The organism is Mucilaginibacter sp. P1_A3 (genome assembly GCF_056406855.1).
The window spans coordinates 813053-831261 of sequence record NZ_JBFTZJ010000001.1; the positions used below are offsets into that span (position 1 = coordinate 813053).

Below are 18209 nucleotides of genomic sequence, written 5' to 3' on the forward strand. Positions count from 1 at the left end.
GATGTAATCAAAAAATATACTTTCATTAAATTTTGGCAGCAGTGCATGTGAAAATGCCTGCTGCTTTAAGCGTTGCACACAGGCAAACTTCACCAGTTTCATCACCTCCCCCACCCATTCCGCCGCCGGCGTATATTTCCCTACCTCTTGTACAATAGGCTGCTGCCTGTTTACGATCCAGGCCTCCCGCAATATCCATTCCTGCAAACATTAGTAACGTTATGCTTTTGGTACAGAGCCACCATTAACCGTTTTCAGGGGATCGATTTAGCATTATTTAAGATGGAGAGGCGAGGCGGCGTTACTTATTGACAGAAAATAATTAACTAAATTAAAATAAATGCAACTATCATTAAACGAAACACATAGATTTATCTTTTTGAACGCCATAATTATTCATAACCATTTAAAACACCTATGTTAAAAGTTTCCTTTACCTTTCTTTTTGTTGTCGCCTTTTTAGGTATGTTCAAATACTTTACAGGCACCGATTTTCAAAAAAGTCAACCTCAAACTACTCATTCTTCGCTAAATCAAAAAACCGCTTTAAGTAACCGGCTACCAGATTCATCGCGATGGCCGGCTGGTTTAACGGTTACTACATTTGCAGGCCCCGATCTTACACCAAGTCCTGCCTGCCTTGCGGTAGCACCTACAGGTGAGGTATTTGTTGGTGTAGATATGATAGGCTCATTGGGCAAAACTCCCGGAAAAGGAAAAATACTCAAACTTGTAGACAGCGACAATGACGGTAAGATAGATAAGCATACAGAATTTGCCGAAGTTGATGATCCCCGGGGTATCCTCGTTTCAGGCGATCAGGTTTTTGTGATGCATACCGTTTTTTCAAAAGAAACAGGTAAAGCTGCCGGGATGAACCTGGAAGTTTTTGAAGATAAGGACCAGAACGGTATTGCCGACGGTCCCGCCAAATTGCTTATTGAACATATAAGCAATGCGCACATGCTGGCAGAAAGAGGCACAGACCATGCTACCAACGGAATACGTATGGGCATTGACGGTTGGATATATATTGCTGTTGGCGATTTTGGTTTTCATGACGCCACAGACCGAAGCGGCAAAAAACTAACCATGTTGGGTGGTGGTATCGTTAGGGTAAGGCCTGACGGAACCGAGATGGAGATTTACACACACGGAACCCGGAATATTTATGATGTGGCCATTGATCCTTATATGAATGTTTTTACAAGGGACAATACCAACGATGGTGGCGGATGGAACATTCGTTTTTCTCACCATATACAATCAGCCGAATATGGATATCCCCTATTGTTCCAGCACTTTACAGATGAGATTTTACCTGCCTTAGTAGATTTAGGAGGAGGATCAGGCACAGGCTCTTTGTTTATGGACGAACCCACCTGGCCCGAAAAATATAACCATGTACCGATGACGGCAGACTGGGGAAGAAGTGAACTTTATATTAACCGGGTGACACCAGATGGCGCCAGCTTTCAGCAAAAAGAAGAAGAATTTATTCAATTGCCTCAAATTACCGATTTGGACGTAGATGGATCCGGACGCCTCTATCTTTCTGCATGGGATGGTGCCGGCTACTCCGGCGATCCCGCCAAAGGCTATGTTGTAAGGGCAGTACCAAGCAACTGGACTTATAAGGCTTTCCCTAATCTTAAAGCTGCTTCAACAAGTGATTTGGCGGCTTACCTTAAATCAGCAAGTGCTGTAACCAGGTTAAGTGCATCTCAGGAATTGATCACCCGACCTGCAGGCGAAGCCGGCAAGCTGTCGCTTGCCATTGCAACTGATGCTACTCTGCCATTATATGCCCGGGTAGCAGGTATTTATACCTACGCCCAGGCAACCCGCGAAAAAGGGATACCCGCGTTGGTACAACTTTCGGAAGATAAAGATTTAAGGGAATTTGCCTTACGGGCAATCGCAGACAGGAAACCAGGTATTCAGAACGCCCCTATTGAGCCATTTTTAGCTGGTTTAAAAGATCCTTCCGAGCGAGTTCATGTAGCAGCTATTGTAGGCCTGGGTCGCCTTGGCAGAATCGCTGCAGCACAGTCCTTATTAACAACAAACGTTCCGGCCAGTTTTGTAGCACCGGGCAAAAATGAGGAAGGTCCACATGCCAAACCTAATTCGGCAATTATACCGGCGCATCTGGCAGTAAGGGCCCTGGTAGGTATGTATGCGGTTAATGAGTGTGTCAACGCCATCGGAACAGAGCATTCAACCCTGGCGCTTTGGGCTTTAAGATATATGTATGATACCAAAGCTGTTGATGGCTTAATTGCGTCTTATTCAAAAGTTAAGGATGTAAAAATTAAAAACCAAATACTGGTAACCATATCCAGGCTTTACAAAAAAGAAGCTGATTATGATGCTTCATGGTGGTGGGGCACAAGGCCGGATTCGCACGGGCCTATTTACAAAGGGGTTACCTGGAGTGGCTCTGCCCGCATTGAGAAATTCTTAAAAACCGAATGGACAAAATCAACACCGAAGGGAAAACAAGTTTTTGCCGATTTAAATGCCCGCCATCAAATGGGTATTACCATATTTGGCGGCGAGGAAAAAAGTGCAGCCACCAAAGAAGTTAAGATAGACCTTGCTAAGATCACTAATAAAAAAGGGCAGATTGGAAAATCATCTATTGAGGATGTGATGCTGATGATCGCAAAAATAAAAGGCGACCCTTTAAAGGGAAAGGTTCTTTTTGCCCGCCAGGGTTGCATTGCCTGCCATAGCCTTAGCAGAGGTGAAAAATTGAAAGGCCCGTTCATGGGGCAAATCGGTTCTATCATGACACGGCAACAAATTGCAGAGTCGGTTCTTAAACCAAGTGCATCAATTTCCCAGGGGTTTGCCACGGTTATGATATCCGCAAAAGGAAACAAAAGTTATATGGGCTTCATTACAGAGGAATCGGCCCAAAAGATAGTAATGAGAAATATTACCGGTGACGTTTTTACGATCAAGACTGCTGACATACTTAGTCGTAAAGAATTGAAAACATCTATGATGCCTGTTGGTCTTGCCAATGCGTTGTCATACGATGAATTTGCCTCCCTCATCACTTTTCTGTCCCAGCAAAAAAACTAAGTACTGTGTTAGTAAGACATCAGAAAAAAAGTCTTCTTAGAGCAATCTAAGGAGACTTTTTTGTTCGATAATATTGTAATTCTCAAGCTTCCGGATAAGATGCCACCCGGCTTTAATCCCCCGCATCTGGCAAAAAAATCATTTTACTGCGACTGTTTGAGGCGCTAATACCAGGCCTTGTTCCGGCACCCATTTGTCGTACTCCATGTATTTTGCGGCCTGCTTAGCAGCTTCCCGCCCTCGGATCTTTTCAACCAGGTGCAGCGCGCCGTCGATCCCTGCAGAGATGCCCGCCGTTGTGATCACGCGGCCGTTATCAACAAAACGCACATTGCTCAGCACTTTCGCTTTGGGCACCGCTTTTTTCAGGTTATCGATGCTTTCATGGAAAGTAGTCACCGTCAGCCCGTCAAGCAAACCGGCCTTGCCCATGATAAAGGCACCGGTACAAACTGAAAAATAATATTTCGGCTTTTGCTGTTGCAGCCAACTGATCACTGCCGGGTCATTGCTGGCCACGCCAGAATTGCCGCCAAAAAAAGCTACGATATCCGCCGTCGGCGCATCGGCAATGCTGTAGTCGGGTGTTACGGTCAGGATACCCTGGGATTTGATTGGAGTTTTGGTTTTGGAAACGATGGAAACGTCAAAACCGGCATAGGAGAACACTTCCAGCGGCCCTGCGAAATCGAGCACCTCTACACCATCCTGCAGGTAGAACAACACTTTATAGGTTTGATGCTCCGCCTTTTTTTGGTGATCTGCTACGTTTTCCTGCACCAACTCCATCCCGCAATATGGGCATTTACCCGGTTTGCTGTAAGCAGTTTCATCACAGTCTCCACAGGGCGGGCAGTAATAGGCGGTTTTGGGTTGGGCGAAAGCTCCTGCTGTTAACAGCAGTAAGCATATGTTCAATAAAAATACTTTCATGGCTCTTTTTTTTACCAAAGCTACCACTCGCAAAAGCAGAAATGAGGACAATAAAGACCGGAATTAAGCCAAGTTGAGCAACTACCGTTCGTTTAGTAATTCCCGCAGCCTGCTGGTGCTCTTCAGCCCAACGTGTAAAGCAGCGGACTGGTAGGTATGCCCATCCCCGAGCAGCACAGCCGCACGTTCGGTGCGCAGCCGGTCCTGGTATTCGCCAATTGTTATACCCGTGGTTTTCCGGAACAGGCGCGTCAGGTTTCTCGGGCTCATGCTCACCAGCTCTGCCAGTGTTTCAACCGGCTGCTTTTTATCCAGCTGTTGTGCCAACCGGTCCTGTACCCGGTGCACCCGCTCCTCCATGTGGTTGCGATATTGAGTAAACACGCTCAGTTGCGGGTCGGCCTCACCCCTTCTAAAATAGACGACTACTTCCTTCGCTACCTGGGCCGCGAAAGCCGCCCCCCAAAGTACCTCTGTTAAATACAGGGCCAGGTCGATTCCGGAAGCCACACCTGCGCTCGTATAAATCCCGGCTTCTGCAACGAACAACCTGTTACTTAATAAATTGACTTGCGGAAACCGTGATTTAAACCGATCCGCATATTTCCAGTGCGTGGTGCAGGAAAGTCCATCCAACAAGCCAGATTCAGCCACAAGGAAAGCACCCGTACAAACAGAGCAGATCAGTACGCCCCGCGCGTGCATCGCCTTTAGCCAGTACTGGAATGCTCTCGACGAATCCATAAAACCCATGTCCAAGAGCAAGGCCGAATCCAACCCGGGAATAAACACCAGATCGCCTGCTCCCAGTTCCAGTTCGTTGTAAGGTATCAGCTGGTGAAAAGCCAGTGCACAACTGCTTTCCTCGCTTGTATGCCCCGAAAAAATCGCACTGTAAAGCGCCCTAACAGGCGCGCCGTAACAGGCCGCCTCGTAAAATATATGGGCCGGGCCGGTAATATCCAATAGGTGCACCTTCGGCGGAATCATGAAAACAGCGGTGATCTTATCAGGCATATTACAAATCTGGTTATGAATTTCTAAATTTAGGTATTAGACCAACGCCCACGAAAACAATTGTTTGTTTTGAATTTTATTCAACACGTTTCTATCCAGACATGTCAGTCCTTGGAAATTATTTCTAAGGCCCCTTTGCATATCCTGCAGGATGATAAGCTAACGAACTTCAAGTTTATTTTCCACTCAGCTTCTTCAAATGCTCTGCAGCATAATCGTTTTTGGGGTTGAGTTCCAGGCAGCGTTTAAAATTTTGGATCGCGAGGGCTACATTGCCGGCGCTTTCGTAACCCTCGGCCATGCTGTCGAAAGCGTTGGCGCTTTCCGGGTGTAAGGCTGTGTTCAGTTTAAATATGTCAATCGCATTGTTGTTGTCGTGCTGTTGCAGCAATATATAGCCGAATTCATTGAGGTCATGTTCCATTAGTGTGAAACCGGGATCTTTGCTCTGCAGGTCGGCCATGACGGCTGCGCCGTGTGCGAAACCCGTTTTTAGCAGTCTGGCACGGAATGCTTTCAGGACATAGGGCGAATCATAACCTTCGCCTATCCATTTGATAGACCAGGTAGTTTGCTTGCCCAGGAACAGGTCGACCACTTCCGGCGCAATGAAGAGGCCTTTATTGCTGTGCGTAAAGTACACCAGGCTTTCGTGCGTAGCCGGGAAGAGGATATAAAAGCATTTAAAACTGCCGTTATCACCCCAGTGCCAGGCGGCTTTGCCTTTTTCATTTTGCTGCAAGCCAACGCCGAGGCCCCAGGAGATATGACTATTGGCCTCTGTAGCTTCATTCCCAAACCAATTGGCTGGCGTTTGTGTGGACAGCATCATTTGCCAGGTTTCTTTTTTCAGCCCTTTTCCCGAGGCCAGCGACTGCAAGAAAATGGAATAATCATGCGCGTTGGTTAGCAGGCTGTAGGCCGCGTTTTGAACGGAATGCCTTTTGATCTCTTCCGGGCCGTTGCCGAATGCGGAGACAGTATCGAATTTGGTAATCCATTGGTAGCTGCTATGCGTCATCTGCAATGGGCCAAAAACCTCTGCCTGCGCCAATTGGTTTAGCGTTTTACCGGTGATCTTTTCCACCGTTTTTTGCAGGAACTGGTAACCCTCGCCCGAGTAGGAGAAGCAACTATCCGGTGGGAACAGTAATTTAGCCCCCGAAGAATCACCCCAGTTGGGCAGTCCGGTGGTATGGCGCAGCACCATCCTGGCCGTGATCTTTCCGTAAGCCGGATTGGTGCGATCAAACCTTTCATATGTACCTATATAAGTCAACAAGGGAGTATCCAGCTGAATCAGCCCGCGGTCGGCCAGGCGTAATACGGCATAGGCAAATACGCTTTTACTTAATGACGCAGCTTCGAAGATCGTATTAGAACTGACGTGCTGATTGGCTCCGTAGCCAATCATCCCGATATTATAGATTTCCGGTTTATCGTTTTTGGTATGGATCAACTGGATCCCGGGCACATTAACCGACCGAATTATTTCTGCAAGCTGTGCCGCTTTCTCCTGCTCCTGCGCGAACGCAGAGCAGCAAAGGAATAAGAGGAATAACTGAGTTGTGATGAACTTTTGCATACCAATGAGTTTAACGTGTGCCAGGCAGTATAAACAAGACGCAGGTCGATGGCAGATGTTACAAATTGAACCAAATACTCTTCCGCGGCCAATACCCGAACATCGGTGTGATGAGCGCTCCGGCATTTCCTTATTTTGAATTTAAAATAATTGGCACTTTATCCTCGATGGTATGGCTAGAATGTTACTTATAATTCTCCGGCTTAAACAGCACACTGCCATCCCGTTTAATTTGCCAGGAGGTTACAGGGTTCATGTGATAACCACCGAGATCAATGCCCCGGGCCGCAACCAATTGGCCGATAGTAGGCTGCACGTAGCCGGTTTCGTCAACAGCCCTGCTCAATATCTCTGTTTCATCGCCATTCCACTGCCATAGATGACGGAAATAGGTATGCGCTTTATCCAGCACGGGGTCCTGCAGCCTGGCTGCGTTCCATGTTTTACCGGCATCCGTACTGATATCCACCTGAACAATCTTACCCCGGCCCGTCCATGCTATACCTCGGATTTCAATCCATCCCCGCTCTACTTTCTGGGGATATGACGGAAAGGTTATGATTGACCGCGCATCCATCTCAAAGCTGAACATTCTGATCTTTCCCTTAACCGGGTAAGTATATTTTGATGTTTCTTCACGGGTAAAATAAGGCTGATCTGAAATCTCGATTCTCCGTAACCACTTTACGTTGGTATTACCCTCCCAGCCGGGAAGCAGCAGACGGGCAGGATACCCTTGCTCGGGCCGGATGGCTTCACCGTTTTGTCCATAGGCTATAAAAGCATCATCCATACCTTTTTTAAGAGGTATACTCCGTGTCATAACAGAGGCATCTCCGCCCTCGGCCAAAAACCAGGTAGCTTTTGGGTTCACTCCTACTTCCCTCAACAAGGTTGATAGCATTACCCCTGTCCATTCACTCTGGCTGGTAAGTCCCAAAATATCCTGGGGAGTCATAGCCTCTTTACCCGTACGGAAGTTGCCCGCGCATTCTAAAAAGCACGTGCGCGTAAATGACGGAAAGCGTTTAAGATCGTTCAGGCTGAACTTCATAGGCCGCTCAACCATGCCGTGAATCAGCAGTTCATATTTATCGGGTGCGATATTTGGAATCCCAGCGTGATGGCGCTCGAAATGCAGATCAGACGGTGTAATGGTGCTATAAAAGTCCTGCAGGGGGCTGCGTGACGAGATATCAGATGCCTTACGCACGGGACTTTCGAACGGCGACCGCTTACCCAGCTTACCGGGCGGGATGCCCAATTTTTTAGTTGGATTATCAACGGCCGGCACACCCACCTGTATATATTTTGCAAATGAGGATGTAACCGGTAAAATAGCCGCCGCCATGACGCCGCCCAGTAAGGTGCGGCGGCTTATCTTTTTTTCAATTATTTTCCCTGTAGGGCTATTCTTTGACTGTTCCATTTAAGTGCTTATTTAACTTCCAGACCGCCTTTGCGATCATCAACTATAAAAAGCTTTTTGGCGGGCATCTCAATTTGCCACAAATTTTGCGCGTTCAGCACTGTTTCGGGCCTGATTATCTTATTGGCACTCAGCAGAAAAGCAGTAAGGCTATAAACCTCATTATCGGTCAATGACCTAGGCTGCGTATAGGGCATAGTACGCCGCATATAATCAAACAACGTAGTTGCATAAGGCCAATAATTGCCGATGGTTTTGGGTTTACTGGCCGCTGTAGTATCACTCACCAAAGCCGGACCCATTAACTTAATTCCCGGTGTTTCCAGCCCCGTAGCACCATGACAGGCCGCGCATTTTACAACATAAATAGCTTTTCCCTGGGCTGCACTACCTGCCCCAGCCGGCAGCCCTTTACCATCCGGACGAACATCGATATCCAGTTTAACGATGTCCTGGGGACTTGCTGTACTGCCAAAACCAAAGCTCTTAGGCCATTTGTCGGTATCGGTTGTTGCACCGTATCCAGGGTTAAAATAACCCCGCTTTTCTGATGTCATCACCCCGATAATAATCAGACCCGTTATAACGGCAACATATTTTTTATTTAAATGAAGCTTTACATTCATCGTTTACATTGATTAAAACAATATAAATGCAATACCCAGCGTAATGAAAATATTAAAAGTTTGGGCAATAAGGAACGCGTAAAGTGGCTTCTTGCTATTCTCGTTAAACAGATCGGCAAAATTTGTTTCGAGGCCTATACTTGTAAATGCCAGTGCGAACCATAAGCCCTGCAGGTTTTTCAAACTATCCTTTACCGTTGCCGCGGCAGCCGGTGAAAGAAAGAACGAGAACAGCAGAGAGGCGCCGATAAAACCTAATACAAACTTTGGAAAACGCTCCCAGATTACTTTAAGCGTTGGTTTTGTGGCTTTATCTTCTCCCGCGGGGTGTTTAGTGTAGGTCCAGTAAATGGAGATAGCAAAAGCAGCCAGGCCAAGCAACACATTTTGTGAAAATTTCACAATGGTGCTGATCTTCAAAGCTACTTCGCCCACCAGCGAGCCCGAGGCCACCACTGCCCCGGTAGTGTCAATACTACCACCAAGCCACGCCCCGGTAACTTCCTGCGAAAAATGAAAATAATGGGCGATGATAGGCATAAAGATCATCATCGGGATAGCGGTGATCAATACCATCGAAATAACATAGGATAACTTTTTTGAGTCGCCCTTGATGGCTCCCGCTGTAGCAATAGCTGCCGATACACCGCAAATAGATACCGCGCTCGATATCATCATGGCTATCTCGTCATCCACCTTGAGTTTTTTGCACACCCAAAAAGCAAAATACCATACCGATGTAACCACCGCCAGGGCCTGTATCAACCCCAAAGAACCCGCCTTTAATATATCGCCGAATATGACGCTGGTACCCAACAGCACCAGGCCTATTTTAACAAACAGCTCGGTTGACAGGGATGCCTTAAGCCATTCTGGCAGTTTGATAAAATTACTGATCAGCAAACCTAAAACAAGACTGAATATAACGGCTTCGAGGTTTAAAGCTTTGGCCTGACTACTGCCGGCCAGTATTAAAGCTATAATGGTAATTATATATACCAGCGGGAAACCTAAAGCATAGTTTTTAATGGATTTGCCCGTAATGAGGGCACCGATACCGCCAATAATAATGACGAAGCCAAACTGAACAAGTACTTTAATTAAATTGGCCGAGCCGAGGACCTTCCCGGTTAGTTCGGCGCTGTCTTTCCAGGCAAAAGCAGGTACGGGTAAAAGCAGGCCCGCCAAAGACAGGATGATAATTAATGAGCCTAAAATAACTACTGCCCAGTCTTCGTGCAATGTTAGTTTAGTGGTGGTGGTTGACATAAGTTGAGAATTTTACTGTGTGATAATTGAGTGATAAATTTATTTATTATAATTTGGTTTTAACTATGGATTGCATCCTTGCGGGCTCATTGCCCAAATGAACTAACTAATGTTTCGTTAATATTTCCCTGCTACTAATTTACTATCTTCCAGTGCATAAGGACGATTAACGCGTTCCAGTACAATATAGACATCATTTTTCTTATCGTCCTTACCGGTCAGCACAATGTGCGATCCGCTGGCATCGACAGTATAACTCAATACCATATGAGCGCGTTTGCGTTTATCCTTCAGTTCCTGGGGTATACCGCGTTCGCGGCGTGTTGATTGCGCCGCAGGATCTATAGCGGTAACTTCATTGCGGATATTAGCCTTTGCTTCGGCCGGCATGAACGATTTTGCTGTTTTATCCCCGGCATTATTATCCCGGCCCCTGTTGCCGCGCCTGCCTTTGCCTTTGGTAGACTCGGGCAATTTATCCTGCAGGTAAAGCACCTTGTTCACGGTATCTGCATCGTAATAAAAAACCCTTTTGCCCCCAGCTACACCGGTTAACTCAAAAGTACGGTTAACATCACGCATGGGAGCTCCGCCGCCGTTAGATAGGTCGAGCCTTAATGGTTTGTGAACGTTAAAGGTTAACGACGACCATTTTTCAAACGTTACCCCCTGCCAGCGAACGGAATCTAAAGGCGAATAAGGGATGTCCTGCCCGTTCAGTTTAAACTCGCTTACATTGTAGTTACCGCGCAATTGCCTTAAACCGCTGGTTGCCGGTTGCTTATACGGATCATATTTAAAGTTCACATATTGTAAATAGAATAACCAAACCAGGAAAATACCTATGGTTGCCGTTTTTAAAACAATGCGGCTTATTTTAAGCCACTTTTTAGTGAATACCGGAATCAGCACCGGCGGTACAGTAAAGCGCTCTTTAACTAAAAGATTATAAACCGGCACCGCATCGTACCATATTAAAAATCCCGCAAATAGCACAAAGTACGAGGCATAAACGTGCACACCACCGTCATAGGCAAAGTTCACATAAGTGATATCGCCCAGCGCGCCTAAAAGCAATACAGCGCCAAATGTGGTGGTTTTGCGAAAAAACAGCATAGTGCCTGCTGCAAGTTCAACTACGCCGGCAAATACCTGGTACCAGGGCACAATACCTACAGAAAGCCAATAGATTTTTTGCGCAGTAAGATCGCCGAAATGAGCGTTGAGTACACCTAATGAAGGGTATGGCATTTGAACCGGGAACAGCTTTGTAAAACCGAACCCAATTATACCGATGCCCGCCCTGTAGCGTACTATTACGCGCAGCCAATAATACAGGTCGGGATATGCAGTCCTTTTACGGTCGATGGCCGTCCAGATGAGGCCGCCGACTATACCTATCCCCAATGCCTCAACCCAGTCGATATAGCCTAACAAATTATAAGCGGGGTTTTGAAACTTATAAATACTGGGCGAAAAGCGGGCTATATCATACAGGTCGCGGTAATGCAGGTGAAACCAGTTGATGGTGATTAAGTTATTCCACCATTCGCCTGTTACCGGGATACACATGATGATCAGGAAAATGAACGCGATACGAAAGCTCACCAATTGAGCTGTTGTCCATGCCTTGCCCGGCTGTCCATTTACGGCGGGTTCAGTTAGCGTTTTTTTATTCGTTGAGCTATCTTTAAGGTCAGCGGGTTCCTGGGTAATTGCTGTTGTTGCCATGATTAATATTTTTGAGAATTAACGCCATTAAAGTTTAAGTGCCTTGTTCCTGCCCTGTGTTGCTTCCTGCAAAAGGTATTTCTTGTTGATCCTATCCAACTGTACATATACAGAATCGCGGTTAGGGCTGATACCTGTAAGGATAATCTTACCGTTTTCCGGTTTGGTGTAATGCAGGGTGAACTGATCGGCGGCGTAATTGCTGTTCTTATTTTTGAGCCGTAACTCTTGTTTAACAGTATCTGCCACATAGCTGTAATAAGCCCTGCCGCTGGTGCCATTAACCTCGTAATTGCGCTGCTGATCGTTAACGCTTATTTCTTCGGTACCGGCAGTATCAACTTTATATTTTTTAAGCGAGCCAATGCTGATGGTTGCCCATTTTTCAAAAACAACATCGTTCCACCGGGTAGTATCAGTTTGTGAATAAGGCAACGGTTTGCTGTTTAACCTAAAATCGCTTACATTATACAAACCGGCAAATCCTGCGAGTCCTTTTGCCTGCGGATATTGATAAATATCATGATGGTAAGCGGCGTAAGTTTTGTATCCGTACAGTATGAAAAAAAAGAAGATGAACAGGCCTTTTAATACCAGCCGTGGGGTTTGCCATTGTTTACTTAAGGAGTAAGTTATGGTATTGGCTGGTGTTGGTTTACGCAAAGCTACAAGGTTATAAATACGCTGCGCATCATAAACCGTCAGAAACAATGCTATGCTGATGAGGTAGAGCGCATAGATTCCCTCGCCGCCATCATAAGCCAGATTTGAGATGAACACATTGCCCGTAAATACCAAAATAATCACCGCGCCAAATGTGGTTGTTTTGCGGAACAGCAATAGTACGCCAACCACGATCTCCACCAAACCCAAAAACGACTCGTAACCAGGTACAATACCAAGACTTAGTGAAAACAGTTTCCAGCGGTTAAAATCACCATAAGCGGTATTGAGGTTACTCAATGATGGCAGCGGCGATTGCAGCGGGAAAAATTTGATAAAGCCATAAGCAATAATGCCAATAGCCAGGCGATAACGCAATATTACCCGTAGCCAGTAATAAAGGTTGTTATAGTTTTCGCTATTTTTATCGCGAATACTCCATATAGCTGTACCAATTAAAGCTATAGCTGCTATCAATGCCCAATCGGCAAGGGTAGCTAATCCCCAGGTTCCGGGTGTGCTGCCGCCTGATATAAATTGCGGCGTGTAACGGCTAATGTAAAAAATGTCGCCGAAATGCAGGTTTGTCCATTGAATATGAAACAGGTTGCCAAAGTATTTCCAATCGAGCGGAAGCGCCTGCAGCAAAAAGTAAATGAAGAAGAAACGAAAAATGGTCTTTTCGTATTCCTTCCATTTGGTTTGGTTGGTGGTTAAAGTGCTCATTTTAATTTTATGTTTAATTGATTTAGAAGACGCCGGGGGCAGATTCGAACTGCCGTAAAAGGTTTTGCAGACCTCAACTTAGCCACTCAGTCACCCGACTTTTTTTGTCCTTTTAAAAATTCATTTCAACTATTAATAACCGGGATTTTGCGTAAGCGATGGGTCAACATTCAATTGATCTACCGGGATGGGCAATACATATTTTTTTGCATCAGCTACCCCCAATACGGTAGCGGCCCTACCGGTGCGTACCAGATCAAACCAACGGTGACCTTCAAAAGCAAACTCAATACGACGCTCATTTTCGATTGCTAACAGTACATCATTCTTAGAAACTGCCGTGGTGGCAGTTAAACCTGCCCTATCACGCACTGCATTCAAATCGGTGCGGGCATCATCCAGTTTACTTTGCTGGGCCCGGGCCTCTGCGCGGATGAGATTTAATTCGGCAATACGGATAATGTAAGCCGGATCGGTAGCCGGGCTGCGATAGTACAGGTTACCGTACCACAAACCGGCAGACGTTTTGGCCACCAATGCGCTGCGGTTACCACCAATGGTTGGATCATTAACCAAAGTGATAAAAGTATTATTGGGTGCCCACTGGCGTGTACCACTGTTTGCAGGTGGCTGCCATTGCCCACGGTGCCCATTGGTATAGGTTGTGCTGTAAGCAAGCTCAAAAACAGATTCTCTTGTGCCCACCACGTTATTGGCAAACCAGGAGCCGTATGGTTTTAGTAATGCATAGTTCTTAGTATCCGCAAGTACCAGTGTGGCATAATTTTCGGCATTGGCCCAATCTTTTTGATACAGGTAATACCTTGCCTTTAAAGCATAAACTGTTTCTTTATTGGCCCTTACGGGGTTTTGAGCTGTTGGTAATGGCAGTAAAGGTTCGGCGGTATTCAGATCGCTCAATACCTGCGCGTAGGTTTGTTCAACGGTACTGCGTTGTATCCCATTTTTATCCGATGCGGATAGTGTTGGAGCTGTAACTATTTGTACGCCGCCCCAGGTGCGGGCAAGGTCAAAGTAGCATAAAGCCCTGATGAAATAGGCCTCGCCCAAAAGCTGGCTCTTTTCTGCCGCAGTCAATGATCCATCGGTAACTCCGGGGAGTTTGGCAATTACATAATTGGCCCGGTTGATGGTAGCGTAAATAGCCAGCCAGATACCAGACACAGTTGCGTTATCTGCTTTTACATTGTGATCAATAAATTGCTGTACGATGAATTGTGAACCTGTCCATTGTACGTTATCACCTGACAGATAACCAACTGATACGAAGTTTACACCGTAATAATTGTCGGCAGACAGTGCCCGGTAAATGCCGCGAACAGCGGTTTCGGCCGACGCGCGGTCAAAAATGGTTTGCGTATCAGATACAGAATCCTTTGGCTGCACCTCCAGGAATTTTTTGCAGGAAGCCAGCACTACAAGGGCTAAAACAGGTATTATATATTTTATAGTTTTTAATATTTTCATGATCATGCGCCTCCTTATAAAGTAATGTTTACACCTAACTGAACCGTGCGCGGCTGTGGTGGCGTGCCAAGGTCAATGCCTTGCACATCCTGCCCGCCACCTACGTTTGTTTCCGGATCAGGACCGGTGTATTTGGTGAAAAGCAACAGGTTGGTACCCACCACGTAAAAGCGCAATGACTGTATGTCAATTTTTTGCGTAAGCGCTTTTGGTAGTGTATAACCGATGCTTAATGATTTAAGTCGGATGAATGATCCATCCTCTAAAAAACGGCTGTTTTGCTCAAGTGTGTAATTGTTGCCATAAGCGGTAAGGCGCGGTACATTGGTTATGTCGCCGGGTTTCTGCCACCTGTTAAGCTGGCTGGCAAAAATTACACGGTTGGCATCGCGGGTACCACCACCTTCGCCAAAAAAGCGATTGAGGTTAAGCACTTTGTTGCCCTGTTCAAAGCTGAATAAAAAACTGGCATCAAAGCCTTTGTAAGTGATGGTATTGCTTAGTCCACCAAAAAACTTCGGCAACGCGTTACCTACAATCTGGCGGTCGGCGGTATTGATAACACCATCTTTATTTACGTCTTGAAATATGGCATTACCCGTTTGCGGATCAACACCCGTTTGCTTGTACATCCAGAAGGAAAACATAGAATAACCTTGTTGCATCCGGATCCAATCGCGGCTGTATTGATTAATAGGTACAGGTAGCGATGTGATCTTATTAACGTTACCCGATATATTGAAGCTGCTTGACCATGTCAGGTCTTTGGTTTTAATATTGGTTGAGCTGATACTTACCTCGTATCCCTTGTTACTTATTTTACCAACGTTGCTGTAGTAGGTATTGTATCCGGTAATCTCGGGCACGGGCAATTGCAGTAGCAAATTGCTGGTTTGTTTAGAGTACAGGTCGACAGCTAAGTTGAGGCGGTTGTTCAACAAACCGAGATCAAAACCAACGTTTGCCTGGGCAGTACGCTCCCATTTCAGGTTAGGATTAGCTAACTGCTGAGGCGCGGTTCCTGCTTTATCGCCACCGGTTACGTTATCCGGGTAACCTGCCCCACCTGTCCATAAACCCTGGGCCGCAAAGTTATTGATGCCGGCCTGGTTACCGGTAACGCCATAGCTGGCGCGTAACTTCAGGTCGCTGATGGCGTTTACATCTTTTAAAAAGCTTTCTTCCTTAGCACGCCATGAAGCGCCCACAGATGGGAAGTAACCCCACCTGTTATTTACCCCAAATTTAGATGATCCATCGGCCCTGGCACTTACCTCCAGATAGTATTTACTGGCGTAGTTGTAGGAGATGCGTGAAAAGTAGGATGAAAGATTTCCCTTTGTCCACGTTTGATTAGCGGTGCGGGTTGAAGCCGATGAAATATCGGTATAAGCATTGTTAGGGAAACCTGACCCTTGCGCCGACGTAAGCTGTACGATATTACTTTGCAGTGTATTACCGGCTACCACGTCTAACGTATGTTTTTCGCCGAATAAATGATGATAAGTTAAGGTTTGCTCATTTATCCAGGCGCTGCTTTGAGTTATTGCTGATGTGGCCAGTCCATTGGTCGGCGAAGCACCTAACTGGGTTTTATCATTCCAGTATTCAGCCTCATTATAATTATTATAGTCCAGGCTCCAGCTTGTGCGGAATTTTAAGCCTTTCAGTATTTCAATATCAGCATATAAATTACCGATGTAGCGAAGGCTGGCTGTATGTACATTATAATTATTGAGCAATACCTGCAGGTTATCAAAACCAGCATACCTTGCCGGTGTACCATCGGCGTTTACCTCGGGCAAATATGTTGGTGTATGCAAGGCTGATTGCAGCAAACCACCTGCCGGGCCATCGCCAGACCGGGCCTGGTTACGGTATGAACGGGAAATACTGTTGCTTGTACCCACCTGCACGCGGTCGCTTATGCGCTGATCCAGGTTTACTTTAAAACCAAGGCGGCTAAAATCGATCGGTTTGATATCAGCCTCTTGTTTGGTATACCCGGCACCTATATAATATTTGGTATCCTTACTACCACCTTCTAATGAAAGGTCATAGGTAGCGAGATTGGCTGTGCGGAAGATCTCGCCTAAACGATCATAGGTTTGTTGATCTGAAGGTAAGCCCCTCGGTAAAGGCGTTCCGGTGGGATTATCGCCCAATGCACGGAAAGGCAGATTTTTATAAGTATTGATACCTGCCGTATTGCCCGCCGCGATAGCGTCTGCTTCTGAGTTGCGGTAAAACTCGTTTACAATTTCGGCGTGTTGTGGGCCTGTTGTGAGCTTCCAGAGCTTTCCTTTGGGCTCCCATGCCAAACCTTGCGAAACGTTAAAATTGATTTTAGGCCTGGAATTGTAATTTCCTCTTTTGGTTGTAACAATAACGACGCCATTGGCACCGCGGGAACCGTAAATGGCTGTTGCGCTGGCGTCTTTTAAAACTTCTATGTTTTCAATGTCATCGGAATTAAGATCTGCAATTGGCGATGTAGCGCGGCCTCCTGTACTAATAGTTTGCAAGCTAGTATTGTTCAAAAAAACACCATCTACAATATACAAAGGGTCATTACTTGCATTAATGGATGTGGTGCCGCGTACACGTATAAAAATACCATCGCCGGGAACGCCGGTATTTGAGTTGATCTGTACCCCGGCCGCCTTACCCTGCAGCTGCGCATCAAAACTGGCAACAGGGATCTGTTTTACTTCATCGGCTTTTATAGTAGATACCGAGCTGATGAGGTCTTTGCGGGTTTTGGTACCGTATCCTACTACAACCACATCATTTAGCTGTTGCGGAATAGGTTTAAGATAAATTTCGACGGGGCTGCCGTTTACTACGATTTCCTGCTGCTCAAAGCCGATAAAACGAATGACAAGCGTATAAGGAAATTTTTGACCTGTAATGAAATCAAAACGACCTTCGGCGTTTGTTGATACCGCGTGTGTTGTGCCTTTGATGGTTACTAATGCACCGGGCAACACATCTTTGGATGCTGCATCATAGACCCGGCCTTTTAAAATTGAGTTGATTGTTGCCGGTGGCTCCTGCTGCGCCGATAGCGTGAACGGTATTGAAAGAAATAATAAGAACAGGAATTTTGGTAAAAACGTTATATTTTTTTTACGGATAAATATTTCCATATTTAACGAGGTTTTAAGTAAATGATTAATGCTTTTGCTTAAGCTTAAATGAAGATCAGTGAGTGATTGGCGTTACGTAACTGATCTTTCATTGCCGAACCGGCAAGGCTTCCTTGCCGGTTTAATTTTTAGGAGTAGTATATTTTATTTCATAAGCGTTTATCACCTTAATTTTTAACTGTATAGCCCATAGCGATACAGGGCGGATATAAACCCGCCATCATCAATTTTATCAATTTGAAGTTATTGTTTATAACAACAACAAGCCTGTACTTTTAGAGAAGCAGGCATTCGTTGGTTGCATTTTGAGATTACTCTTTGTTTGGTAAAAGGAGTATTCATTACTTTGTTTGCTTGTTGTTATAGCGCAAACATAGAAATTAATTAATAAACTACAAAATCTATAGACTTTATATTTATTTTGTTACAAAAGGAGAATTATAAAGCCACTGATAGCTTGGTAACGCCGGACGGCACAGGTGGTCTGAAATAGATGATAC

At 45.7% G+C, this 18209-nt stretch carries 12 protein-coding genes; 1 reads left to right on the forward strand and 11 read right to left on the reverse strand.

The window, feature by feature from the left end; genetic code table 11:
• Positions 1 to 25: 25 nt before the first annotated feature.
• Positions 26 to 211, reverse strand: coding sequence for a hypothetical protein (locus AC1D0K_RS03230; RefSeq protein WP_477462997.1), 186 nt, complete (start codon positions 209 to 211; stop codon positions 26 to 28).
• Between the two features lie 206 nt (positions 212 to 417).
• On the opposite strand from AC1D0K_RS03230, the gene AC1D0K_RS03235 reads away from it, so the two are divergent.
• On the forward strand, positions 418 to 3093 hold the full coding sequence (locus tag AC1D0K_RS03235) for a DUF7133 domain-containing protein (protein ID WP_477395111.1): 2676 nt from the start codon (positions 418 to 420) through the stop codon (positions 3091 to 3093).
• Between the two features lie 138 nt (positions 3094 to 3231).
• Here the strand turns inward: AC1D0K_RS03235 and AC1D0K_RS03240 are convergent, their stop codons facing one another.
• The 10 genes from AC1D0K_RS03240 to AC1D0K_RS03285 form a co-directional block, all read right to left on the reverse strand.
• Positions 3232 to 4026 carry a DJ-1/PfpI family protein gene (locus AC1D0K_RS03240; RefSeq protein ID WP_477395113.1) on the reverse strand — a complete coding sequence of 265 codons (795 nt, stop codon included), beginning with the start codon at positions 4024 to 4026 and terminating at the stop codon, positions 3232 to 3234.
• A gap of 81 nt (positions 4027 to 4107) precedes the next feature.
• Positions 4108 to 5043, reverse strand: a complete 936-nt coding sequence (locus tag AC1D0K_RS03245; protein WP_477395115.1) for a GlxA family transcriptional regulator — start codon at positions 5041 to 5043, stop codon at positions 4108 to 4110.
• Positions 5044 to 5218: 175 nt separating this feature from the next.
• The gene (locus AC1D0K_RS03250; RefSeq protein ID WP_477395117.1) at positions 5219 to 6628 is read right to left on the reverse strand and encodes a serine hydrolase; all 1410 of its coding nucleotides are present in this window, start codon (positions 6626 to 6628) and stop codon (positions 5219 to 5221) included.
• A gap of 184 nt (positions 6629 to 6812) precedes the next feature.
• Complete coding sequence (gene soxC / locus AC1D0K_RS03255; RefSeq protein WP_477395119.1) at positions 6813 to 8057, reverse strand: sulfite dehydrogenase; 1245 nt, start codon at positions 8055 to 8057, stop codon at positions 6813 to 6815.
• 8 nt (positions 8058 to 8065) lie between these two features.
• Complete coding sequence (locus tag AC1D0K_RS03260; RefSeq protein ID WP_477395121.1) at positions 8066 to 8683, reverse strand: c-type cytochrome; 618 nt, start codon at positions 8681 to 8683, stop codon at positions 8066 to 8068.
• Positions 8684 to 8695: 12 nt separating this feature from the next.
• On the reverse strand, positions 8696 to 9952 hold the full coding sequence (locus tag AC1D0K_RS03265; protein WP_477395123.1) for a YeiH family protein: 1257 nt from the start codon (positions 9950 to 9952) through the stop codon (positions 8696 to 8698).
• Positions 9953 to 10069: 117 nt separating this feature from the next.
• Positions 10070 to 11683 (reverse strand): hypothetical protein, encoded by a 1614-nt coding sequence (locus tag AC1D0K_RS03270; protein WP_477395125.1) that lies wholly within the window; start codon positions 11681 to 11683, stop codon positions 10070 to 10072.
• A 27-nt stretch (positions 11684 to 11710) separates the two neighbouring features.
• Complete coding sequence (locus AC1D0K_RS03275; protein ID WP_477395127.1) at positions 11711 to 13072, reverse strand: DoxX family protein; 1362 nt, start codon at positions 13070 to 13072, stop codon at positions 11711 to 11713.
• A gap of 132 nt (positions 13073 to 13204) precedes the next feature.
• Entirely contained in the window at positions 13205 to 14560 is a 1356-nt protein-coding gene (locus tag AC1D0K_RS03280; protein ID WP_477441785.1) for a RagB/SusD family nutrient uptake outer membrane protein, read from the reverse strand.
• 14 nt (positions 14561 to 14574) lie between these two features.
• Complete coding sequence (locus tag AC1D0K_RS03285; RefSeq protein WP_477395131.1) at positions 14575 to 17709, reverse strand: SusC/RagA family TonB-linked outer membrane protein; 3135 nt, start codon at positions 17707 to 17709, stop codon at positions 14575 to 14577.
• Positions 17710 to 18209 lie beyond the last annotated feature (500 nt).